Here is a 21979-nt window from a genome sequence, read left to right as displayed (position 1 = left end):
GCAAAATCGGGGCTCGGATCGTAAGCGACGGAATTAATTTAAGAAATTTTAAAAAAGTCGTTGACGTAAATCCGAAAAACCCTTTTAATGCGCCCCGTTGCCCAGATAGCTCAGTCGGTAGAGCAGGGGATTGAAAATCCCCGTGTCGGCGGTTCGATTCCGTCTCTGGGCACCAAATACCGAAAACCCTGAATCGCAAGATTCAGGGTTTTTTTTATGCCTGCGATTTGATCACACCGTTCTCCTCCCCTCCCGATACACCCAAATCCCCCTGTACTGAAAAAAACCCGAAATCTGTATCTCTCGCCCTGTAGGAAATTTCGCCAGTATTTCTTCAAGCCTTGGCGAGTCAATGAATGGCTCTACTTTGCGCCCCGCATCACGCTCGACTCCTGAAGTCGTCAGAGCGCAAAACCTGATTTTTTGAATAGATTGGCGTCCACCGCAAGGTCACTTCCTGTCCAGCTAAAAAATCTGAAAACACACCCAACAGGCGAACTGCAATTACTGCTTTTCGAACATTCCAGGATGAATGCTGGGGCTCCCGTGCGCCCGGCAAAAGAGCGAAACGGACGACGTATGATCAAACAACTTATCAATGAAGATAGTTATGTGCAGATTGCTGATCTTTGCAGCGCAAAGGTTCAGCTGAAAATCGAAGGACTGAATCCTGCCGGCTCCATCAAGCTGAAAACCGCACATGCGCTGATTACGGATCTGGAAAGCCGCGGACTGATCAACAGCAAGACCCGTTTGATCGAGTCTTCCTCCGGCAACCTCGGCGTGGCGCTGGCCATGGTGTGCGCGGCCAAGGGTTATCGGTTTGTCTGTGTGATCGACCCGAACATTTCGGCGCCGAACCGCAAGTTGATCCACGCACTCGGCGCCGAGATGATCATGGTTGATCAGCGCGACGAAAACGGTGGTTTCCTCAACTCGCGGATTCGACTGATCGAGAAGATGGTCGCGGAAAACGCCGATTACATCTGGCTCAACCAATACAAAAATCCAACCAATCCCCTCGCCCACTATCAAGCCACTGCCAAGTCCATCGCCCACAAGTTTCCCCATGTGGATTACTTGTTTGTCGGCGCTGGCACCACCGGCACGCTGATGGGCTGCAAGAACTACTTCGCCGAACACCATCCGCAGACCAAAGTCATCGCCGTCGACACCGTCGGCTCGGTCACCTTCGGCCTGCCGGGGGGGACGCGACATATTCCGGGCCTGGGCACCAGCCGCCTGCCGGAGATTTTCGAGCCGTCGGGGATTCACGACTTCCTGTCGATCCCCGAGGAACAGACGATCAAGGTCTGCCGCTGGCTGGCGCACCGTTACGGCCTGCTCTTCGGCGGCTCCACCGGCACCGTGCTCGCGGGCGTTCAGCAATGGGCGCCGCACATTCGGCCCGACGATGTCGTCGTGGCGATCTCGCCCGACATGGGCGAGCGCTATCTCGAAACCATCTACTCCGACGACTGGGTTTCCCAGCGTATCGGCGCGACCGCGTTGCAACCCCTTTTCCCAGAAATCGCTCTGGCACTTTCGGCGTAATCCCCATGACCACACAGAACCCGATTCAACCGTTTCACGTCATTCCCGGCGCTGTCGTCAAAGACATCCTCAACGGTCTCCGCCAGGAAGCCATCGAGATCGTCGCCCAGACTTACCTGACCCACGAACGTGGCGAAACCGTTAACCCTGACAGTTACTTTCTGCGCTTTCCCGCAGAACCGGCGAACCGGATCATTGCGCTGCCAGCGGCCATCGTCGACAGCGAGGGCGATCAGTCGGTGTCCGGAATCAAGTGGATCGCCAGCTACCCAGACAACATCAAGTCGGGCATCCCGCGCGCTTCGGCCGTGCTGATCCTCAACGACCCGGAGACCGGTTATCCCTATTCGCTGCTGGAGGGTGCGCTGATCAGTGCTGTGCGCACAGCGGCGTCGGCGGTGCTTGGTGCCTGCTGGCTGAACGGTCAGAAGCGCAGCGCGCCAAGGCTGTCGATCATTGGTGGCGGGGTGATTTCGCGAAACATCCTTGAGACCTTCATCGCCGACGACTGGTCGTTCGACAGCGTGGGGATTCACGATCTCAACACAGAATCAGCCCAAGCGTTGTCGGCGTTCGGCAAACAGCTCGGAGTTCCGGATATGCAGCTGCTGTCGCTGCAAGATGCACTCACTGCCGACATCGTGGTGTTCGCCACCAGCGCCGGCGAACCTTACGTCAAAGGCAATGGCACATTCCGTCCAGGTCAGATTGTGCTGAACATCTCGCTGCGCGATATCGGCGCAGAAATCATCGAAGAAAGTTACAACTACTTCGACGATGTCACCCATTGCCTGAAGGCCAATACTTCGCCGCATCTGGCCGAGCAGATGTACGGTCATCGCGACTTCGTCACCGGCACGGTGGCGCAATTGATTCGCGGTGATCTGCACGTCGCCACAGACAAACCGCTGATCTATTCGCCATTCGGCATGGGCATCCTCGATCTGGCGATTGGCCGGATGATTCACGACATCGCGGTCAAGGACGGCTCGGCCGTCGCCATCCCCTCCTTTTTCGGGGAGGAGCGCAGATGGTGAAGGCGCCTCTAACCATCGGCCTGGTGGGCTGCGGATCGCGCGGATTGTCGATTTTCGAACGTCTGCTGAGCCTCGCCGAAGTACGCCCGGATCAACCTGTCGTCATCGACATTTTCGAGCCCAATGTCCTCGGTAGCGGCGCGCACTGGCCGGATCAACCGGATTACCTGCTGCTCAATACTGTCGCCGGTCAGCTCGGGGTATTCCCCGACGCGGCGGCGTTCGGGAATCTAGTGGGTGCTCGGGAAAGACCGGGGGCGGACTTCCTGACGTGGTGCCGTGAGCAGCGCATCAAGGTCGATCCGGACAGCGGCTTGCTCGCCGCCGATGGCCGCGATGTCGAGGCGCATGACTTCCTGCCCCGTCATCTGCTCGGCGCATACCTGGCGGATGCCTTTGCCCAAATCCTCGCCACCGCACCGAGCTGGGTCAGCGTAAATCTGCACCAGCAGGCCGTCACGGCGGTCGAGAGCAATGCGGCTCAACAGTACGTTCTGAAAACCGCGTCAGGCGAGGCAGTGACGGTGGATCGGCTGATCCTGACGGTCGGCCATACCGGTCGCCTGCGCCTGGCCAATCGCAACCGCATCGAGGACGTCTATCCGCTGCCTGGCAGCCTCGACACCATCGAACCCGGCGAAACCGTGCTGATTGAAGGGCTGGGCCTCGGCGCGATGGACACTCTGGCGGCGCTCACTTCTGGCCGGGGCGGTCATTACAAGCGCATGGCCGACGCCAGCCACGCGTATCAACCGTCAGGTCGCGAGCCGGTAATCTTTATCCAGTCGCGCGACGGCCTGCCTTTCCGCACACGTCCCAACGGCCTGATCGAGTTCCCCCGTCATCAAGCTGTGCTGCTCACCAGTGCGCGTATTGAGTCCTTGCGAGCCAACTCACAGAACCGGCAGCTGGATTTCGAGCAGGACATCCTGCCGTTGATGCTGCTGGAGATGCGTGCGGCGGCCGTTGCCGTCCTGCATGAAAAACCGACGCAGGTACTCGAGCAACTCAGGAGCGTCAGCGTCGCCGGGCCTGCTGGTGTGGTCGCCTGCGAAGCCTTGCTGCGCGATAACGAAGCCACCGGCGGCGCGATCAACCCGCAGGCGCTGATCTGGCATGCACTGCCGGACAACGTTACACCGCACAACTATCACGCCTGGATCTACGACACGCTCGAAGCCGACTTGCACGAGTCGCGGCTGGGCCGTGGTGAGTCGGCGATCAAAGCGGCCATTGAGGTCTGGCGCGATCTGCGTGACCGACTGCGTGAAGCGGTCGACTTCGACGGGCTGACCGACGCCTCGCATCGGCAGTTCTATGGTCGTTGGCACAAGACGATCAACCGCCTCGTCGCCGGTCCGCAGAAAGAGCGCCACGCCGACCTGCTCGCCCTGTGTGACGCCGGCCTGCTGACATTCCTCAAGCCGGGTTCTCGGCCTGCGATAGACAACTACAAGCGTGTCGCCGGCTATGTCCAGAGCAGTGGCGTGACCAACAGCGACTGCGCACCGGTACGCGATCTCGCGCGCCTCGGGCTGATCCGCCCGCGTACCGACGTGCCAGGCATTGACGGTATTGATGTCGATGCGGCGTGTCATCCGAAGTCGAGTGCAGGCGAACCCGTGCGCAACCTCTGGGTACTTGGCCCGCTCGCCGAAGGCTCTTGCTACTACAACCACTACGTCACGTCGGCGGGTGCGCCCTCGCGCCTGTTCATGGACGCCCATCGAGCCGCCACTGCAATTTTTGAGGCAGGTACTCCCGCATGAAACTTTTCTACCAGACGCATTCGCCCTACGCCCGCAAAGTGCTGGTGCTTGCCCACGAACTCGGGATCGCTTCGAGCCTGGAAGTCATCCACCACGAGACCAGCCCGACGTCGCCGAACGAGGTCATCTACAAGGCCAACCCGTTGGGCAAGGTGCCGGTGCTGATCCTCCCCGACGATAGCGCGCTGTTCGATTCCATCGTGATTTGCGAGTACCTGGACGATCTGAGCAACGGCCCGAAATTCATTCCAGCCAGCGGCCCCGAGCGCTACAAGGCTCTGCGTCTGCAAGCCTTGGCGCAGGGCATGTGCGATGTCGGCATCAAGCTGCGCTGGGAAACCGAGCGCCGCCCCGAAGCCTTGCGCTATCCGGCGTACGCCGAGGGCCAGGCGTTCAAACTCAAAGAGGCTTATCGCTTTATCGAAGAGCACGTCGACCTCAACGGTCCGATCACCCTTGGTCACATTGCCCTGGCGACCGCACTCGACTGGATCGCCTTTCGCCAGCTATCAGAATTTTCCGCTCAGACACGCCTGGCCAAGTGGTACCGGACTTTTTGTGAGCGCCCATCGATGCGGGCGACCGAGTACAGCGGCCAGACTCACGATTAAGTTAAGGAAAACTGTGTATGAGCTCTCTCTTGTTGCAAATGTCGCCGATCGCTTTGGTGATCGCGCTGATCCTGATCGTGCGTCGGCCACCGGTACAAGCGGCGCTGGCCGGCGTCGTGTTGGTGCTGGTGCTGTGGGCACTGGGCGCCGCCGGACCGGTGTCGGCGGCGATCAGCTCGGCGATTTTTCAGGACACCACGATCCTGTTTCTCAGCACCGCGTGCGTGATCGTGCCGGGGCTGGCCTTCGTCATCCTGGTGGAGCGCGGTGGCGCGCCTCAAGCCATTGGCGCGTGGGTTAAAGAGCTTGGCTGGACACCGCCGGCGCAAGTCATCTTCATCGTGCTGGGCCTGGCGCCACTGCTTGAAGCGATGACCGGTTTCGGTGTCTCACTGATCGCCACTGTGCCCTTGCTCATGGGCCTGTTCAGCCGCCAGTCGGGGATGAAAATCGCCCTGGCCGGCATGGTCATCATGCCGTGGGGCACGCTGGGTCTGGCGACGGTGATCGGTGCGTTGCTGGCGCATTTGCCGGCGCAAACCCTCGGCAGCCATTCGGCGCTGATCAGTGCGCCGGTGTTCCTCTGCCTGGCGGCGATCGCCATGTGGCAGGGCGGCATCCGCAAGGTCACTGCGTGGCTTGGACTGATCGTGGTGACGGCGCTGTTCGTCGCGGTGCTGTTCTCGATCAATCTGTGGATCGGGCCGGAAGTCTCCGGAGTGCTGGCAGGGCTTGCGGTGGCGTGCGTGGGACTGGGCATTTCGTTCTCGCAACGCGGCAAACTGGTGCGCTGGCCGAGCGCGGCGTGGCCGTATCTGGCCTTGCTGGGGGTCATCGTTGCGTCGCGCGGGTTGTTTGTCCTGTCGGGCTGGGATGCGCTGTGGGTCATCAAGGGCGAACACGTTTCGTGGAAGCCGCTGGCGTCTCCGGGACTGGCACTGCTGATCGTCACCTTGCTGATGTCGATCAAGCACAGCGCTGCGGCGGGTTTCCCGTGGCGCGCGCTGTTCAACCGGGCGAAGTTTCCGGTGACGACGATTTTCCTGTTCCTGCTGCTTTCCCAGGTGATGGTCAACGCCGGATTTCTGGTCGAAGCACAACGCACGCTGCAATCGCTGTCGGGGATTTCCCTGGCGCCGACGATTGCCTTGCTCGCGGGCATTGCCGGTTATGTCACCGGTTCCAACGTCGGCGGCAACACCCTCGTCATGCCGTCCATCGCCGCACTGACCAGCGAGCACGGTGCGTGGCTGGCCGCGATGGTCAACAGCGCCGCCGGGCATGGTGCACTGGGATCGTTATCGATTCTGTCGCTGATCACCGGACTCGCCGGTGCCAACCGCCACGAAGAAAACAGCCTGATCCGGTTTGCCTTCGGACTGGTTGCCCTGAACATCGTCATAGTTGCTGCAACGGGGGTCGTTTTACTTTACTTTCTCTGAATTGTTTCGAGAAACAACAGAGAACTTATGGACAGGTTTGATTTACCGGACAAGCGCTGGCGGATAGTCAAGGACTGGGTTATTCGCCAGATCGAAAGTGGTGACTGGGCAGCCGAATCGAAACTGCCCTCGATCCGCACGCTGGCGCGCATGTTTGAAACCAGCATCACCACGGTCCAGCGGGCGCTGGCTGATCTGGAAGCCGATGCCTATGTCTCGACGGTGCCGCGTGTCGGTTACTTCGTCGCGGCCTCCGGACAGGCAAAACCCGCCAGCGGTTTCGATTTCTCCAGTGTCACCGTCAACGTCAATCACGCGGTGGTCGCGATGCTCTCTCAAGCAGCCTCGCGCACCACGGCGTCACTGAGCTCTGCCGTTCTGCACAGCGACCTCACGCCCCACGTACTGCTGAACAAATGCCTGTCGGTGCTGGCCAGCAAGGCTGACAACACGCTGACCGGACTGGTCGCGCCACCCGGTCTGCCGGCGCTGCGTCGGCGCATTGCCGGGTTGATGCTGACGCGTGGCGTGGTCTGCGGGCCGGACGAAATCCTCGTGACGTCGGGCGACACCATCGCCCTGGAACTGGCCCTCGAGGCCGTCGCACCAAGAGGCTCGACAGTCGCCATCGAAACCCCCACCTATTACGGCATCCTGCAGACCATCGAACGCCTTGGCATGCGCGCCCTGCCGATCCGCACCCACGGCACTCAGGGCATGGACGTCGATCACCTCGAAGAGGCGTTGAAGTTGAAGAAGGTCGCAGTGATCTTTCTCAATCCAACCCTGCAGAACCCGCGCGGTTTCATCATGCCGGACGAGACCCGCGCGCGATTGTCACGGGTGGCCCGTGAGGCCGATGTGCCGATTATCGAGGACGATATCTTCTTCGACCTGGTACCTGAAGAAAACCGCCCGCGCGCGATCAAGAGTTACGACAGCAGCGGCCAGACGATTTACTGTTCGTCATTCTCGAAGACCATCGCACCCGGTTATCGCGTGGGCTGGTGTGTAGCGGGGAAATATCGCGAGGCCATTCTGGCGCAGATGTTTTCGCGCAACCTGGCGGTGTCGAGCCTCGCGCAGAATGTCCTCAATGAGTTCATCGGACGCGGTTACATGGACGAGCACTGCGCCCGGCTCCGCTCGCAACTGGCCTCGCTGACAAGTTTTGTGGAAACACTGGTGCGCAGCGATTTCCCCGAGGGCACCGTGTACGTCCCGCCGCGTGGGGGATTCATCCACTGGATCAAACTGCCCGGCCACACCGACATGGCTGCGCTGGAACGGCTGGCGAGCGAGCGCGGCTGTCATGTGGCCGGCAGCGGGATTTTCTTCGCCGACGGTCAGCCTTCGACAGGTTTGCGCATCTGCCTGGGCACCACGCTTTCGCCAAGCGTCATTCAAGTCCTCAGCGTGATTGCCCAGTGCGCGCACCTCGCAGCTCCCCCCTCGGGCGAGCGCTTGCAACGGGTTCAGAAGCGAGAGGAACCGGCGTAACCCTGAGGACGAAACGACTGACACACCCAACAGAAAAAACCCGCGATCACTGCACAGAGATCGCGGGTTTTATCGTTTCAGAAGATCAATAGGCCATCGACCAGCTCAACGTATACGTGCGTCCGCGCCCCTGATAATCGTAGAGGTACGCCGGCCCGTAGGTCGGCGAGTAGAACAGCGTCGCGCGCTGGCCCCAGACCGTGCTGTATTGAGCAGCAAGGCCCGGCGCGCGTTGGGGACACTTGCTGCAAAGCGTCGTCGAGAATGCCGCTCAGACGCTGTTCGCGGCGCAACGTGGCGATTGCCAGATTGCCAGATTGCCAGATTGCCAGATTGCCCGCGACCCGAAAAATGAAGCTGCGGTCGTTGAGCACCGCCACCGATGCATCGATATTCAACAACCTCAGGTAGGTTTCCTGCGCGACATCGGCGGCTCGCTGCCGGTCGCTCATGCGCCGGGTGAGGAGGTTTAGCAGGTCGTCGTAATGTTCCTGAAAACTCAGCAGCAGGCGGGGGGCTGGCGGCATCGAAGGGCGAATCCGGGTGCGGTGGGCTGGGCCGATGTGATGCTTTCACGGGCGCTAATGAGAAAAAGTATCAGCCATTGCTTTGGGATTTTTCAACGTCGGCGCTGGTCGATCAGCCATTTCCACGCTACTTTGGCCGCCCCTTACGGAAGAGGGTCATGCCCGCGATGAACCAGAAACGAACCCGCGTTCCCCTGCCCCATCCGCCGCCACCCCAGGAAAGTCTGGTGTCCAGAGGACTGGCAATCATGATCAGCGTGTTTCTGATCGGCACCGGAGCGCTGCTCTGTTACTCGGCCATCGACGGCCTGATCCACGACACGATCACTACCGCCACTCGCGGCGGGCCGGCCAAGGTCTACACCCTCGCCGGGCAACCGGGCGCGTACTGGTTTCATGTCGTTTTTGAAGGATTTTTCGGCGGATTGCTGCTGGTTGCAGGTCTGGCGTGGCATCGACTGACACGCATCAGCAAACCTGCGCCAAACGCCAGGCGCAACTCCCGGTCGCGCTAGCTGTTGTCATCCCAATGGAACACCAGGTTGCGTGCCGCTGCGCTGCCGACATCAATCGTGTCATGCCGTGACACGCCATTGCGTGTGGCTTGCACGGTGTATTTACCCGGCGGCAGTTGCACATACACCAGCGGCCCGGCCTGAGTCAGGTTGAGGACGGTCTGGCCTTGGGCTTTCGAGATGACCACGTCTACATCGGGGATGTATTTGTTATCCACACCCACGGAAAACGTCATGTGCACGTTGTAGCCGTTGGTTTGCTGGATGGCTTTGGACTCATCCATACCGATCCCGCCGGACAGATAGCTGATGCCGTTTTGTTGTTGCTGCTGAACTTGCACCCCCGCACTGTCGATGGGCCCAAGACCGGCTGCCTGCAACATCACCGGGAACAGTAGAACAGCCACTGCAGTGACCGGCAGCATGAAGGTAAGCATGCGTTTCATGATGACGACTCCCGGGCTCTCGCAGAGCCCAATCGTTATTCCTTTTAGATTTTGTATACGGAGCCGTGTTTTAGATTGATTGGGACTTGGCTGGCGTACGAAAAGGACTACAGACTCCGCCCGCCAAGACCCTTTTCCCCGGCAAAGTCCTGCGTTACCAATCTCCTCTTCCTGCTGACTTCGCCGTCTCTCCCGACATATTCAAACGGCGAGTTTGGGCATGCTTTTGCGTCTGTTCACCATGAAGCGGAAGACCCGATGAGCGAGCTTAAACCTGCTGACAAGCAAGACCCGAAAATTGATTCCTTGCTGGGGGAGCTTGGCGAATTGATTCGTCAGGCGCGGCAAAAAGTGCTGCGAGCGGTTGATACGGTTCAAGTGCAGACCTGCTGGCAGATCGGCAGGCATATTGTCGAGTTTGAACAACAGGGTGCCCAGCGTGCGGGCTATGGGAAACAATTACTGGCCCTGCTGGCGAAGGATCTGACGGAGAAGTTCGGGAAAGGATTTGATGCCTCCAACCTACGGTATATGCGCCTCTTTTATCAGGCATTTCCAATTCGTGACGCACTGCGTCACGAATTGAGCTGGACGCACTACCGCAGACTTTTGGGAGTGAACAACGAAAAAGCCCGCCACTGGTACATGGAAGAATGCGCCAATCTGAACTGGTCAAGCCGCGCTCTTGATCGCCAGATTCTTACGCTCTACTACGAACGGCTACTCATGAGTCGAGATAAAGCCGAGGTGATCGAAGAAGCCACCACCAATATCGAAGCGATGAAGTGCAATTCGCGTGAATTCATTCGTGACCCCGTCATGCTTGAGTTTCTCGGTCTGCCGTCAGCGGGAAAGGTCAGGGAAAGCAGTCTCGAACAAGCCCTCATCGACCACCTGCAAGGCTTTCTCCTTGAGCTGGGCAAAGGCTTTTCCTTTGTCGCCAGACAACAACGCATCAGCACCGACGGCGTCGACCTGTACATCGATCTGGTCTTCTACAACTACCTGCTGAAATGCTTCGTGATCATTGACCTTAAACGCGGCAAGCTCAGCGCCCGCGATGTCGGACAGATGGACATGTATGTGCGCATGTACGACGAACTCATGCGCAGCGAGGGCGACAAGCCGACAGTCGGGATCATTTTGTCTGCCGAGAGCAACGATTCGGTGGCGCGTTACTCAATGCTCAAAGGCAATGAGCAACTGTTTGCCAGCAGCTACAAGACGATCCTGCCGAGCGAAGAGGAGCTGCGCGCAGAACTCAATCGCGAACAAGCCTTGATCGAAGAACGCAGGCTCACCCAATCCCCTGAATAAAAAACCTGCAGATTGTTCCCGCGCGGCGCGCAGACTATCGTTGGCAGCTTACCCGCCAAGGTCGAGTGCCATGAGCTGTCAGGAAACGCCCGCAATGCAGGACACGCAGTCAAGGTCGCCGACTTTGGCTGCAACGCAAGGCGAGCCTTTCGAGGAGCCGGCCGCCGACGGATACATGCTTGGCGGTTTTACCTGGTGCCATTCCCTGCCCGACGCCGAGCGACCAGTGGTCATCATCAACGCTGCTACTTCTGTTCGCTGCCGTCATTACTCGCGATTCGCCACTTATCTGTTCGCCAATGGCTTCGACGTGATCACTTACGACTACCGAGGCATTGGCGAATCGCGTCCGGCATCAATGAAAGGTCTGAAGGCCTCGTGGACAGACTGGGGCGCTCTGGATTTCGAAGCGATGCTCAAACGCGCGCAGCGGGATTTTCCTGGTCAGCCCATCGATGTGGTCGGCCACAGCTTTGGCGGTTGCGCGGCGGGGCTAAGCGACTCCGGACAGGTTATCCGACGGCTGGTCACCGTCGGTGCGCAGTTCGCTTACTGGCGCGATTACGCGCCGGAACACCGCTGGCGCATGTTCGGCAAATGGCATCTGCTGATGCCGCTGGTGACGCTGTTCTGCGGCTATTTCCCCGGCAAGCGCCTCGGCTGGCTGGAGGACACGCCGACGGGCGTTGTGCGCGACTGGAGCACGCCTGCCCCGCGTTTCGAAGAGCGCCCAAGCGGTCGCGCACTCATGAAAAATAAAGGCGCCCTGCCCTTCGACAAGGTCTGCGCGCAAACCCTGGCGATCAGCATCAGCGACGATCCCTACGGCACAACGGCGGCCATCGAACGCCTGCTCGGCTACTTCAGCAATGCCCCGAAAACCCACTTGCGCATCGAACCGCAAGACATCGGCGAACAACAAGTCGGACATTTCGCCTTTTTTCGCAGCGCATACCAAGCCACACTATGGCCCATCGCTCTGACCTGGCTGCAAACCGGTGAATTGGCCCCCGACACACCCGGGCGGCAAATTCCGCGCAGCTGAGCCCATCCAACGCACCACGGAACAACATCATGGCCTCCGCCAACAAGCAGCAAAAACGCGCCGCCCGGGCCAAGACCAAGGCCAAACAAAATCGTACCAAACGCGCCGAGGCGCCGGTCGAGCTGGACCCGAACGATGACCGCATCGACTTCGAATCGGTGGACCTGACCGAGCTGTTCAAGAAAATGATCGACGCCGAGAAGATCAGCCAGCAAGCCCTGTGCACGGCGTTCCTCGAAGACCCGCTGCTGGAACTGGTCTATGAACAGGAAGGCGAAGAAGGCGCGATGGACTTCATCCTCGCGGCGCTGATCGAGTACCGCCAGTGGTCGAAAGAAACCGACGAGGCCGGCGCATTGGCGTGGATCGAATCGCCGGCCTTTCAGGCCGACTATGTGGCAGCCTCCGATGCGATCGCTGCACAAACCCAACAGAAGAACTGAGTTCCCATGGCATCCCTGAACAAACAACAGAAACGCGCCAAACGCGCCAAGGCCAAGGCCAAGCAAATCCGTATGGTCGGCCGCAAACCGCTGGATCAGGACGAAGACCTCGGCCACCTCGCCGAGCCGATCCCGGAATACACCCTGGCGATGTTCAGCAAAATGCGCGACGCCGAAGCCGTCAGCCGCAACGAAATGCTGCTGACGCTGCTGCGCGAACTGGCATTCATCATCGTTGACCATCCAGAACTGCTGGACATGGAAAACGCCGAAAACGAAGGCATGGCTGCCACCCACCTTGCCGCCGACATGTTGATCGACTACCGCATGTGGGCCGAAGGCGTAACGATCGAAGAAGCCCAGGCCTGGCTGAGCGAGCCACAGTTCATCACCGATTTCGGGGTTGCGCTGGATGCTTATGGCAAGTCGGTGGAATCGCAGGAAGACAAGAGCGAATAACCACCGCTCACAAACAAACGGCCGCTCGTCATCACTGACAGCGGCCGTTTTGCATTACGCGTTACGGATCAGTTCAACACCACCGCGCCACGTTTTTCCAGCTTGCGACGACGTGCTACCAGCAAGCCGGCAGCCACCACCATCAAGCTCAGCAAGCCAGTTGCGAGTATTTCCACGCGGTGGGCTTCCTGGAACAGCATGATGGTCAGGGCGGCGACGATGAAGATGATCACCGCGTAGGTCAGACCCGGGAACAGCCACATGCTGAAAACGATTTTCTCGCCGCGCGCCATGCGCTGTTTGCGCATGCGCAGTTGCGAGAAGGCGATGACCAGATACACCAGCAGCGCGATGGCGCCGGAGCTGGCCAGCAGGAACTCGAACACGGCGGCCGGGGCCACGTAGTTGGCGAAAGTGCAGAGGAATGCCGCACCTGTGGACAGCATCACCGCCCAGTAAGGCGTGCCGCTTTTGTTGGTGCGGGTCGAAATGGCCGGTGCATCACCGCGCTTGCCGAGGGAAAAGAGCATGCGCGACGAGGTGTACAGCGCCGAGTTCAGGCAGCTGGTTACCGCGACCAGAACCACGATGTCGACGATCATCTTGGCGTTCGGAATGCCCATACGCTCAAGCACAGTCTGGTAGGAACCAAGGTTGGCCAGCGTAGGATCGTTCCAAGGCACCAATGCCACAACGATGAAGATCGACACGAGGTAGAACAAACCGATCCGCCAGATCACCGAATTGGTGGCCTTGGAGATTTGCTTGCCCGGGTTCTTCGATTCTGCGGCCGCAATGGTCACGATCTCGGTGCCCATGAACGAGAACATGGTGGTCAGGATCGCGCCCAGCACCGCGCCCATGCCGTTTGGCAGAAAACCACCCGTGTCGAACAGGTGCGAAACACCGCTGACCTGGCTGTTCGGCAGGTAACCGAAGATCGCGGCGAGACCAAGGATGATGAAGCCGATGATTGCCAGGACTTTGATCAGGGCAAACCAGAATTCGAATTCACCGTAATTCTTCACGCTGAACAGGTTGGTCACGGTCAGCAACATGGTGATGATCAGCGCGAATGCCCAGATCCCCACACTTGGGAACCACGCGTGCAGGATGGTCGCGGCAGCGTTGGCTTCCAGCGGAATTACCAAGACCCAGAACCACCAGTACAACCAGCCGATGGTGAATCCGGCCCAGTGCCCGATGGCACGGTCGGCGTAAGTCGAGAACGAGCCGGTGTCCGGCGAGGCAACTGCCATTTCGCCCAACATGCGCATCACCAGTACCACCAGGGTGCCGGCGGCAGCGTAGGCCAGCAGCACGGCAGGGCCGGCGGCAGCGATGGCATGGCCAGAGCCAACGAACAGACCGGCGCCGATCACACCGGCGATCGACAACATGGTCACATGACGCGGTTTGAGCCCTTGTTCAAGGCCATTGGAGCTTGGGGTACTGCTCATCGAAACTACCTTTGCGAGGAAAGCGATTGCGTCCGTCTCGTCTGGTTTTCCTTCTCGTAAAAAGAAACCAACGGGGCGTTCCATATTCTGCACGCAATAATTGCGCCAAAATATTTCAAACTCTTCTGGCCTGCGGTCTTCAGAGCGACCGGACAGTCATCGCAAGTCCTTAAAATTAATGGCAATTCGCCAGAACGTTACCCTGCGACTCACTTTCAAGACGAATCAGCGCACCAGAAACACACTGAAAAAGTGTGGGATGCACAATAAAAGAGCGATTCAGGAACGTTCGGCCGGATAGCGCTTCCAACACCCCGCCAAAGCTGGCAACATCGCGCCTTTTTTTACGCGACACCCCGGTTTGCACGATCAAACACCCGTTCGGTTGTTGATGGGGCGACAGTCTGCTGTGCCGATGCGACAACCTGCCACATGCCACCCGTTTACCGCTCGTAGCGCTGTTGGCTGCCATTGAAACGCTATGCTAGCTTGGCCGCCTCGCCAGGAAGGCCACCCAACAGCTGGAGCGCAACATATATGAGGAACGCACATGGCTGAGGCCACGCCCGCGCTTGAAATCCGCAACCTGCACAAACGCTACGGACAGCTTGAGGTGCTCAGAGGCATCTCGCTGACCGCCCGCGACGGCGATGTGATCTCGATCCTCGGTTCCTCCGGTTCCGGCAAGTCCACGTTCCTGCGTTGCATCAACCTGTTGGAAAACCCGCACCAGGGCCAGATTCTGGTGGCCGGGGAAGAACTCAAGCTCAAGGCTGCCAAGAATGGCGAACTGGTTGCCGCCGACGGCAAGCAGATCAACCGCCTGCGCTCCGAGATTGGTTTTGTGTTTCAAAATTTTAATCTCTGGCCACACATGAGCGTACTCGACAACATCATCGAAGCCCCGCGCCGCGTGCTCGGCCAGAGCAAGGCCGAAGCCATCGAAGTCGCCGAAGCGCTGCTGGCCAAGGTCGGCATCGCCGACAAGCGCCACGCCTATCCGGCGCAATTGTCCGGTGGCCAGCAACAACGCGCGGCGATTGCCCGCACGCTGGCCATGCAACCGAAGGTGATCCTGTTCGACGAGCCCACCTCCGCGCTTGACCCGGAAATGGTTCAGGAAGTACTTAGTGTCATCCGCGCACTGGCCGAAGAAGGCCGCACCATGCTGCTCGTGACCCACGAAATGGGCTTCGCCCGTCAGGTCTCCAGCGAAGTGGTGTTCCTCCACCAGGGGCTGGTGGAAGAGCAAGGATCGCCTCAGCAGGTGTTCGAAAACCCGCTTTCGGCGCGCTGCAAACAATTCATGTCCAGCAACCGCTAACGGAGCAACATGCATGCAGAACTATAAAAAGGTCTTCCTGGCTGCGGCCGTCACCCTGGCGTTCAGCGCCGGTGCCATGGCCGAGACCCTGAAGATGGGCATCGAAGCGGCTTACCCGCCGTTCAACAACAAAGATGCCAGCGGCAACGTTGTCGGCTTCGACAAAGACATCGGCGACGCTCTGTGCGCCAAGATGAAGGTCGAGTGCAGCGTCGTCACTTCCGATTGGGACGGCATCATTCCAGCCCTGAACGCGAAGAAGTTCGACTTCCTGATCTCCTCGATGTCGATCACCGACGAACGCAAGGGCGCGGTGGACTTCACCGACCCGTACTACTCCAACAAGCTGCAATTCATCGCGCCGAAAGATAAAGAGTTCAAGACCGACAAGGACTCCCTCAAAGGCAAAGTGATCGGCGCCCAGCGCGCAACCCTGGCCGGTACCTTCATGGAAGACAACATGCCGGGCGTAGAAGTGAAGCTCTACGACACCCAGGAAAACGCTTATCTCGACCTGACGTCCGGTCGTCTGGACGGCATCCTCGCGGACAAATACGTCAACTACGAGTGGCTGAAAAGCGACGCCGGCAAAGCTTACGAATTCAAGGGCGACCCGGTGGAAGAAAGCGACAAGATCGGTATCGCTGTACGCAAAGGCGACCCGATCCGCGAGAAGCTCAACGCCGCGCTGAAGGAAATCGTCGCTGACGGTACCTACAAGAAGATCAACGATAAGTACTTCCCGTTCAGCATCTACTGATTCTGACCTGCCGGATCGGCGCCGCTCCCCAGCGGTGCCGATCCCCGGCCTTGCCTGCCGCGATTTGAAAAGAAATCCATGATTATCGACCTCTACGGATTCGGCCCGGCGCTCGCCGCCGGCGCGCTGATGACCGTCAAACTGGCACTCTCGGCCCTGTGCCTGGGGCTGGTGCTCGGTCTGCTCGGCGCCTTGGCCAAGACTTCCCCGTACAAGCCCCTGCAATGGCTTGGCGGCTTTTATTCAACCCTGGTGCGTGGCATCCCGGAATTGCTCTGGGTGCTGTTGATCTACTTCGGTACGGTCAACCTGATGCGCGCGCTCGGTGAGTTTTTCGGCAATCCCGATCTGGAACTCAGTGCCTTTGCCGCCGGTGTCATCGCGCTGGGCCTGTGCTTCGGCGCCTACGCCACGGAAGTGTTTCGTGGCGCGATCCTCGCCATTCCCAAAGGCCACCGTGAGGCCGGCGTGGCCCTGGGCCTGTCGAAATGGCGGATCTTCACCCGACTGATCATGCCGCAGATGTGGCGCATCGCCCTGCCGGGCCTTGGCAATCTGTTCATGATCCTGATGAAAGACACCGCGCTGGTCTCGGTGATCGGCCTGGAAGAAATCATGCGTCACGCGCAAATCGGCGTGACCGTGTCGAAACAGCCGTTCACCTTCTATATGGTCGCCGCGCTCATGTACCTCGGCCTGACCGTGCTGGCCATGACCGGCATGCATTTCCTGGAAAAACGCGCCGCCCGCGGCTTTGCGAGGAGCGCTTAATGAACTGGGAAGTCATCATCAAGTGGCTGCCGAAACTGGCGCAGGGCGCGACCCTCACCCTGGAACTGGTGGCCATCGCCGTGATTGCCGGTCTGTTGCTGGCGATTCCGCTGGGCATCGCCCGCTCTTCAAAGCTGTGGTACGTGCGCGCCCTGCCCTACGCCTACATCTTCTTTTTCCGTGGCACGCCGTTGCTGGTTCAACTGTTCCTGGTCTACTACGGCCTGGCACAGTTCGACGTGGTCAGGAACAGTTCGATGTGGCCGTACCTGCGCGATCCGTTCTGGTGCGCCACCGCGACCATGACCCTGCACACGGCGGCTTACATCGCCGAAATTCTGCGCGGTGCGATCCAGGCCATTCCACCGGGCGAAATCGAAGCGGCGCGGGCCTTGGGCATGTCCAAACCGAAAGCGATGTTCTACATCATCCTGCCGCGTGCCGCGCGCATCGGCCTGCCGGCCTACAGCAACGAAGTGATTCTGATGCTCAAGGCCAGTGCCCTGGCAAGCACCGTGACCCTGCTGGAACTGACCGGCATGGCCCGCACGATCATTGCCCGCACCTACCTGCCGGTGGAGATCTTCTTCGCCGCCGGTGTGTTCTATCTGCTGATGTCCTACGTGCTTGTGCGCGGCTTCAAGCTGCTGGAGCGCTGGCTGCGCGTTGATGCCTGCCAAGGGCGTTGATTCTTCCCACGTGCTGACGGGCGAGGATCTACTCGCCCGCTTCACGGCTCTGGATACTTTTCTCACGGCGCATCAGGCGTTGTGGAAACCCCGACCGTTCACTCATCTGCAACTTCCTTGGGAAACGTCCTACCCGGAATTGGCCTCGTGGCTACGCGGGCGGTCGCTGGAGGATGCGGAAAACGCGCATAACCAACCTGCTGACCTTGTCGATGCGCTGGAGCCATTCGCTTCACTGGCGGTGCTGTCGGCGGAACTGAGCGCGGTTGGCGAGTTGCCCGGACATACGCTGGGAGCTGCGGGGCATCGGTTGAATGTCGATGTGCCGGGGCGCAAATGGCAGCAGATCGAAGCCTTTGCCAGTCGTTTGTCCTTCACCTCGCAGCCGCAGCATTGGCTGGATTGGTGTTCGGGCAAGGGGCACTTGGGGCGGCGCTTGTTGCGCGCGGGACAGCAATTGACTTGCGTTGAATACGATCCTTTATTGGTTGCCAGCGGCCAGGCGTTAAGCCAGCGTCATCATCTGCACGCCCTGCATATCGAGCAAAATGTGCTGGCAGCAGATGCAGCGACCGTTTTGAACCGTCACCACACGCCCGTTGCCCTGCACGCCTGCGGCGATCTGCACGTGCGGCTGATGCAACTCGCCTCGGCCGCCGAATGCAAACAAATCGCTATCGCGCCGTGCTGCTACAACCGGATCAGTCGCAGTGAATATCAGGCGTTATCCCATCCCGGACTGCACTCGGCGCTACAGCTCTCGCTGGACGATCTGGCGCTGCCGATGAGCGAAACGGTCACCGCTGGCGCTCGGGTACGGCGCCAACGCGACGAGTCGATGGCACGACGCCTGGCGTTTGATCTGCTCCAACGCCAACTGCGCGGCGTCGACGAATACCTGCCAACCCCTTCCCTGCCCAGCGCCTGGCTGGACAAACCGTTTGCCGAGTATTGCCGCGACCTCGCCGCGCTGAAAGAGTTATCCACAGTTGGCTCGCAAGACTGGCCAGCGCTCGAAACCTCCGGATGGAAACGTTTAGCTGAAGTTCGCAACCTCGAGTTACTGCGCGGATTATTCCGACGTCCGCTTGAGCTTTGGCTGAACCTTGATCGCGCACTTTTCCTTGCCGAACAGGGATACATCGTGCGACTCGGTACTTTTTGCGAAACGCCGCTGACGCCGCGTAATCTCCTGCTGCTGGCCGAGCGAAGGTAAATCTTTCGAAGCCTGTGGATAACTCTGTTGATGGTTTTGTCGTGGATCCAATATTTACGCCTGTTTCGCTGTCTTAACAGGTCTGGTCATTTTTTGTTCATATAAATAAAAAACCTGTAAAACAGGGATTTGCGCACAAAATGAGAACACCTCCACAAACCCACGACTAAATGTGCCAGTGCTCCAATCCGTTGTGCATAAGCTTGCGGCGAAATCGGCATAACCGCTGCTGAAGTACGTTCTAAATCAGCAATAGTTCGCTCGTCTGAGCCCACTGATCCAGATCCTCCAAACGCCGTTTTTTCTGCTCTGAAAGCCAAAGGCATTGTCTGTGCCGCACCTGATCCGGCACCCGAGTAAAAATAGTCTGAATTCAGGGGTTTACAGGATCATCCCAGTCGCTATAATCGTCGCCCACACGCCGGTATAGCTCAGATGGTAGAGCAACTGACTTGTAATCAGTAGGTCCCGGGTTCGATTCCTGGTGCCGGCACCATACAAAACAAAGCCCCTGCAGAAATGCAGGGGCTTTGTTGTTTCTGGGGTGTTTATATTCCTGGCAGTTTTACCCTCGGTGAAAATAGCTTCTCCCCTCGCACTTCGCGCGATTAGCCACACTTCCTCTTACACACTTCGATAGCGTGGAATTTGAACGAACGGTTCACATTTCCCTCTTTATGCTAAATTATGAAATAGCAATAATTATGGTGTACACATAAATAGGTGTAATCGTATGAGCAGCATTTTTCAGCGCCCGGAACTTGCCGAGTCAATGGCCAACCAGCTTCTCAATCCAGGGGTGCTCGACGAAGGTCTGCGCTCAGGTTTATTTCTATCTGGCCTGCGCCGTACAGGTAAAACGACGTTTCTGAGGAACGACCTTATCCCGGCCTTGGAGGAAGCAGGTGCTTTGGTCATCTACGTCGACTTGTGGAGTGACACTCTGGCCAACCCGGCAACGCTTGTGCACAACGCCATCCGGGAAACCCTGAAAGATCTGCAAACGCCGGGCTCCAATGCCTTGGAAACATTCAAGCGAGTCAGCAATGTTGAAATCGGCGCCGCTGGATTCAAGTTCGGCTTCAAACTCGACAGCATTGGCAACGTCGAAGGCCCAACACTGGCGCAAGCACTCACCGAACTCGTAGATCAAGCCAAGACTGATCTGGTGTTGATCATTGACGAGGTGCAGCACGCTATTTCCTCAGACGACGGCAATCAGATGCTCCTAGCACTCAAAGCCGCCCGCGATGCAATCAACCCTCGTCCGAAAACGCCGGGATACTTTCTATTCATCGGAACAGGTTCGCACAGAGCGCAAGTCAGCGAACTGACAGCCAAACGCAACCACGCTTTTTCCGGCGCCACGTCCGCAGCCTATCCATTGCTGAAAGGCGATTACGTTGAATTTCTGCTCAACCGACTCGCAATGACTGTGAAGCAGGACAAATTACCGTCCCTCGAAGCTGCAATCGAAGCGTTCGACACTTTGGGCAATCGGCCTGAAGAAATGCTGAAGGCCCTACGTCAACTCTTACAGCAAGATGGTGAGCCCGATGTGTTCCTACCGGTAATCGCCAGCACATTGCGCTCGGCAGCGGCGAGCATCGAGCTGGAAAAAGTCGAGCAACTGGGTAGCCTGGCTCAAGCCGTTTTCAACAAAATCGCATCTGCAGAAGGCGATGCTCGCGGAATTTTCTCCACTGACGCAGCGGCTGAGTATTCAAAGTCAGTCGGGCGAGAGGTACGGGTCGAAGAAATTCAACCGGTGGTGATTGCGCTGGTTGCCGAGAACATCATCATGCGACGCGGGCACGGGCTTTACGCGATTACAGATCAGTTTGTTCAAGAGATCTGGCTGGAAGAGCGGGCCTTGATTGAGGGGAGCTAGGCCGCTGGCTGATCTTTGTTCAAAAAAATAAATCAGTCCCCTTTTCGCTTGTATCCCCTTCTGCAGACTAAGAAAAAACACCCTTAACAACACGTAAGGCCCGCAGGGGTGGTGAAAGCCCCTGCGGGCCTATTCGGTGATGATTGGCTGACTGATACTCTGTACGAAACCAACGAAACCGGGGGAGGGAATGCCGTATCAACGAGAGGAAGAGCTTGAGAGGGAATTCGGTCTTCTGATCGCATTGATGGCAGACATGATAACTGCGCAGGCAATGCAGCATGATCCAACAGCGAAAAACCCTAAGTGGATGTTCAGTCAGCATGATCTGGCAAAAAAACTGTTCCGTCATATGTGTTCCGCGCGAACCTTGCTGGAACCCTCACCTTTTCACAACCGAACCATTCCTTCGGGCGGCTTTATTGACCACTCTTCAATAGCGGTTCTGACTCGTTCATCGCTTGAGAACTATCTTGTGATGACGTGGCTTCTCAGCGGTGGAAACGAATCGCTGCAAGAGTTCCGACATGATGTCTGGGAATATTGTGGATGGAAAAAACGGAGCAAAATGGCTGCCACCACGGATGAAGCTCGGACAATCCGACAGACAGCCAAAGACGATGCTGCCGCACTGTGGCCTTTGATTCAAAGCTCTCCGCACTTCCAAAACTATACTGACTCCCAACGCAAAAGCCTGCGCAAGGGTGACTGGGGCGTAGGCTGGAACTGGAACGACTTAGCAGTAGAGGCAGGTTTACACAAAACCTACTTCACCTCGACCTACCCCTTTTTGAGTGGCCATGTCCACAGTGACTTCATCGGGGCGATTCAGAACGGCCAAGCGAGCACCTTGCAAATCCAGTACATGCTGGGATCAGGCCATATGATGGTTATCGTCATGCTCTTGGGACACTTCGCACATCATTATGCGAGCCTGTTCCCCCCCGCCAAGCACGTGTTGCTTGGAGCGGGTGAAGCACGCGTGATCGCGGAAAAGTGGAATCTCCGTGCCGAAGATATGGATTTCCTTTATCCGCCGCATGACTGAACTGTCCGAGCAGCGCCACATGCGTCCGCAGGCTTGGCCAACACTCACGTAACAAGCGAACCGAAGCCCGCAAAGCATGAGGGTTTTGGTGTGTCCGCACTTAACAACGAATCGCGTAGGTCATTGTTTTTTATGTTTAAAGCACCTTCCTTGTA

General features: G+C 58.4%; 20 protein-coding genes, 2 tRNA genes and 1 pseudogene. 20 read left to right on the top strand and 3 right to left on the bottom strand.

The features are described 5' to 3' along the window. Positions 1-99: 99 nt before the first annotated feature. The 7 genes from F2P67_RS05770 (at position 100) to F2P67_RS05745 (ending at position 7913) form a co-directional block, all read left to right on the top strand. Positions 100-175, top strand: a tRNA-Phe gene (locus F2P67_RS05770). A 404-nt stretch (positions 176-579) separates the two neighbouring features. After that, the gene (sbnA, locus tag F2P67_RS27955) at positions 580-1554 is read left to right on the top strand and encodes a 2,3-diaminopropionate biosynthesis protein SbnA (protein WP_343045139.1); all 975 of its coding nucleotides are present in this window, start codon (positions 580-582) and stop codon (positions 1552-1554) included. A 5-nt stretch (positions 1555-1559) separates the two neighbouring features. Further along, positions 1560-2591, top strand: coding sequence for a 2,3-diaminopropionate biosynthesis protein SbnB (gene sbnB / locus F2P67_RS27950; protein WP_343045138.1), 1032 nt, complete (start codon positions 1560-1562; stop codon positions 2589-2591). Then, the gene (locus tag F2P67_RS05760; RefSeq protein WP_166218459.1) at positions 2585-4360 is read left to right on the top strand and encodes an FAD/NAD(P)-binding protein; all 1776 of its coding nucleotides are present in this window, start codon (positions 2585-2587) and stop codon (positions 4358-4360) included. The genes sbnB and F2P67_RS05760 overlap by 7 nt, the downstream gene beginning before the upstream one ends. Next, positions 4357-4971 (top strand): glutathione S-transferase family protein, encoded by a 615-nt coding sequence (locus F2P67_RS05755; RefSeq protein WP_166218457.1) that lies wholly within the window; start codon positions 4357-4359, stop codon positions 4969-4971. Before F2P67_RS05760 ends, F2P67_RS05755 begins: the two co-directional genes overlap by 4 nt. 17 nt (positions 4972-4988) lie before the next feature. After that, positions 4989-6413 (top strand): L-lactate permease, encoded by a 1425-nt coding sequence (locus F2P67_RS05750; RefSeq protein ID WP_166218455.1) that lies wholly within the window; start codon positions 4989-4991, stop codon positions 6411-6413. 27 nt (positions 6414-6440) lie between these two features. Further along, positions 6441-7913, top strand: a complete 1473-nt coding sequence (locus F2P67_RS05745; RefSeq protein WP_166218453.1) for an aminotransferase-like domain-containing protein — start codon at positions 6441-6443, stop codon at positions 7911-7913. 254 nt (positions 7914-8167) lie between these two features. Here F2P67_RS05745 and F2P67_RS27895 read toward each other — a convergent pair. After that, positions 8168-8440 (bottom strand): annotated as a pseudogene (locus tag F2P67_RS27895) (sigma factor); the annotation flags it as partial. Positions 8441-8598: 158 nt separating this feature from the next. Here F2P67_RS27895 and F2P67_RS05735 point away from each other — a divergent pair. Continuing rightward, positions 8599-8955, top strand: a complete 357-nt coding sequence (locus F2P67_RS05735; protein ID WP_166218449.1) for a hypothetical protein — start codon at positions 8599-8601, stop codon at positions 8953-8955. Here the strand turns inward: F2P67_RS05735 and F2P67_RS05730 are convergent. Continuing rightward, a complete protein-coding gene (locus F2P67_RS05730) occupies positions 8952-9401 on the bottom strand; it encodes a carboxypeptidase regulatory-like domain-containing protein (RefSeq protein WP_166218447.1) in 450 nt (149 codons plus the stop codon). The two genes, F2P67_RS05735 and F2P67_RS05730, sit on opposite strands and share 4 nt — an antisense overlap. 258 nt (positions 9402-9659) lie before the next feature. Between F2P67_RS05730 and F2P67_RS05725 the strand changes: the two genes are divergently transcribed. From F2P67_RS05725 to F2P67_RS05710, 4 genes are all read left to right on the top strand, one after another. After that, positions 9660-10718: a PDDEXK nuclease domain-containing protein gene (locus F2P67_RS05725; RefSeq protein ID WP_166218445.1), complete on the top strand. Its 1059-nt coding sequence runs from the start codon at positions 9660-9662 to the stop codon at positions 10716-10718. Positions 10719-10812: 94 nt separating this feature from the next. Then, on the top strand, positions 10813-11763 hold the full coding sequence (locus F2P67_RS05720) for an alpha/beta hydrolase family protein (protein WP_425511015.1): 951 nt from the start codon (positions 10813-10815) through the stop codon (positions 11761-11763). Positions 11764-11792: 29 nt separating this feature from the next. Then, positions 11793-12206, top strand: a complete 414-nt coding sequence (locus F2P67_RS05715; protein ID WP_025110944.1) for a hypothetical protein — start codon at positions 11793-11795, stop codon at positions 12204-12206. A gap of 6 nt (positions 12207-12212) precedes the next feature. After that, a complete protein-coding gene (locus F2P67_RS05710) occupies positions 12213-12665 on the top strand; it encodes a hypothetical protein (RefSeq protein ID WP_166218441.1) in 453 nt (150 codons plus the stop codon). Positions 12666-12733: 68 nt separating this feature from the next. On the opposite strand, the gene gabP is transcribed toward F2P67_RS05710, so the two are convergent. Next, positions 12734-14125, bottom strand: a complete 1392-nt coding sequence (gene gabP / locus F2P67_RS05705) for a GABA permease (protein ID WP_166218439.1) — start codon at positions 14123-14125, stop codon at positions 12734-12736. Positions 14126-14675: 550 nt separating this feature from the next. On the opposite strand from gabP, the gene F2P67_RS05700 reads away from it, so the two are divergent. From F2P67_RS05700 to F2P67_RS05665, 8 genes are all read left to right on the top strand, one after another. Next, positions 14676-15449 (top strand): ABC transporter ATP-binding protein, encoded by a 774-nt coding sequence (locus F2P67_RS05700; protein ID WP_166218437.1) that lies wholly within the window; start codon positions 14676-14678, stop codon positions 15447-15449. Between the two features lie 13 nt (positions 15450-15462). Continuing rightward, positions 15463-16209: an ABC transporter substrate-binding protein gene (locus F2P67_RS05695; RefSeq protein ID WP_166218435.1), complete on the top strand. Its 747-nt coding sequence runs from the start codon at positions 15463-15465 to the stop codon at positions 16207-16209. Between the two features lie 78 nt (positions 16210-16287). Next, positions 16288-16980 (top strand): ABC transporter permease, encoded by a 693-nt coding sequence (locus F2P67_RS05690; RefSeq protein ID WP_166218433.1) that lies wholly within the window; start codon positions 16288-16290, stop codon positions 16978-16980. Further along, positions 16980-17669: an ABC transporter permease gene (locus F2P67_RS05685; RefSeq protein WP_166218431.1), complete on the top strand. Its 690-nt coding sequence runs from the start codon at positions 16980-16982 to the stop codon at positions 17667-17669. The genes F2P67_RS05690 and F2P67_RS05685 overlap by 1 nt, the downstream gene beginning before the upstream one ends. Next, entirely contained in the window at positions 17650-18885 is a 1236-nt protein-coding gene (locus F2P67_RS05680; protein WP_166218429.1) for a methyltransferase, read from the top strand. The genes F2P67_RS05685 and F2P67_RS05680 overlap by 20 nt, the downstream gene beginning before the upstream one ends. Positions 18886-19305: 420 nt before the next feature. Then, a tRNA-Thr gene (locus tag F2P67_RS05675) sits at positions 19306-19381 on the top strand. Between the two features lie 237 nt (positions 19382-19618). Next, a complete protein-coding gene (locus F2P67_RS05670; RefSeq protein ID WP_166218427.1) occupies positions 19619-20776 on the top strand; it encodes an AAA family ATPase in 1158 nt (385 codons plus the stop codon). Positions 20777-20966: 190 nt separating this feature from the next. Beyond that, positions 20967-21824, top strand: coding sequence for a DUF5677 domain-containing protein (locus tag F2P67_RS05665; protein WP_166218425.1), 858 nt, complete (start codon positions 20967-20969; stop codon positions 21822-21824). Positions 21825-21979 lie beyond the last annotated feature (155 nt).

Source organism: Pseudomonas atagonensis (assembly GCF_011369485.1).
Lineage (GTDB): Bacteria > Pseudomonadota > Gammaproteobacteria > Pseudomonadales > Pseudomonadaceae > Aquipseudomonas > Aquipseudomonas atagonensis.
The sequence above is the reverse complement of the archived record's forward strand: the minus strand, read 5'-3'. Positions and strand labels throughout refer to the sequence as shown.

Bases quoted from the DNA above. Each gene is read 5' to 3' on its own strand.
- sbnB (WP_343045138.1), top strand. From the start codon at position 1,560: ATGACCACACAGAACCCGATTCAACCGTTTCACGTCATTCCCGGCGCT.
- F2P67_RS05700 (WP_166218437.1), top strand. From the start codon at position 14,676: ATGGCTGAGGCCACGCCCGCGCTTGAAATCCGCAACCTGCACAAACGC.
- F2P67_RS05725 (WP_166218445.1), top strand. From the start codon at position 9,660: ATGAGCGAGCTTAAACCTGCTGACAAGCAAGACCCGAAAATTGATTCC.
- F2P67_RS05720 (WP_425511015.1), top strand. From the start codon at position 10,813: ATGCAGGACACGCAGTCAAGGTCGCCGACTTTGGCTGCAACGCAAGGC.
- F2P67_RS05680 (WP_166218429.1), top strand. From the start codon at position 17,650: ATGCCTGCCAAGGGCGTTGATTCTTCCCACGTGCTGACGGGCGAGGAT.
- F2P67_RS05665 (WP_166218425.1), top strand. From the start codon at position 20,967: ATGCCGTATCAACGAGAGGAAGAGCTTGAGAGGGAATTCGGTCTTCTG.
- F2P67_RS05670 (WP_166218427.1), top strand. From the start codon at position 19,619: ATGAGCAGCATTTTTCAGCGCCCGGAACTTGCCGAGTCAATGGCCAAC.
- F2P67_RS05695 (WP_166218435.1), top strand. From the start codon at position 15,463: ATGCAGAACTATAAAAAGGTCTTCCTGGCTGCGGCCGTCACCCTGGCG.
- F2P67_RS05750 (WP_166218455.1), top strand. From the start codon at position 4,989: ATGAGCTCTCTCTTGTTGCAAATGTCGCCGATCGCTTTGGTGATCGCG.
- F2P67_RS05715 (WP_025110944.1), top strand. From the start codon at position 11,793: ATGGCCTCCGCCAACAAGCAGCAAAAACGCGCCGCCCGGGCCAAGACC.
- F2P67_RS05735 (WP_166218449.1), top strand. From the start codon at position 8,599: ATGCCCGCGATGAACCAGAAACGAACCCGCGTTCCCCTGCCCCATCCG.
- F2P67_RS05710 (WP_166218441.1), top strand. From the start codon at position 12,213: ATGGCATCCCTGAACAAACAACAGAAACGCGCCAAACGCGCCAAGGCC.
- sbnA (WP_343045139.1), top strand. From the start codon at position 580: ATGATCAAACAACTTATCAATGAAGATAGTTATGTGCAGATTGCTGAT.
- F2P67_RS05690 (WP_166218433.1), top strand. From the start codon at position 16,288: ATGATTATCGACCTCTACGGATTCGGCCCGGCGCTCGCCGCCGGCGCG.
- F2P67_RS05745 (WP_166218453.1), top strand. From the start codon at position 6,441: ATGGACAGGTTTGATTTACCGGACAAGCGCTGGCGGATAGTCAAGGAC.
- F2P67_RS05730 (WP_166218447.1), bottom strand. From the start codon at position 9,401: ATGAAACGCATGCTTACCTTCATGCTGCCGGTCACTGCAGTGGCTGTT.
- gabP (WP_166218439.1), bottom strand. From the start codon at position 14,125: ATGAGCAGTACCCCAAGCTCCAATGGCCTTGAACAAGGGCTCAAACCG.
- F2P67_RS05685 (WP_166218431.1), top strand. From the start codon at position 16,980: ATGAACTGGGAAGTCATCATCAAGTGGCTGCCGAAACTGGCGCAGGGC.
- F2P67_RS05755 (WP_166218457.1), top strand. From the start codon at position 4,357: ATGAAACTTTTCTACCAGACGCATTCGCCCTACGCCCGCAAAGTGCTG.
- F2P67_RS05760 (WP_166218459.1), top strand. From the start codon at position 2,585: ATGGTGAAGGCGCCTCTAACCATCGGCCTGGTGGGCTGCGGATCGCGC.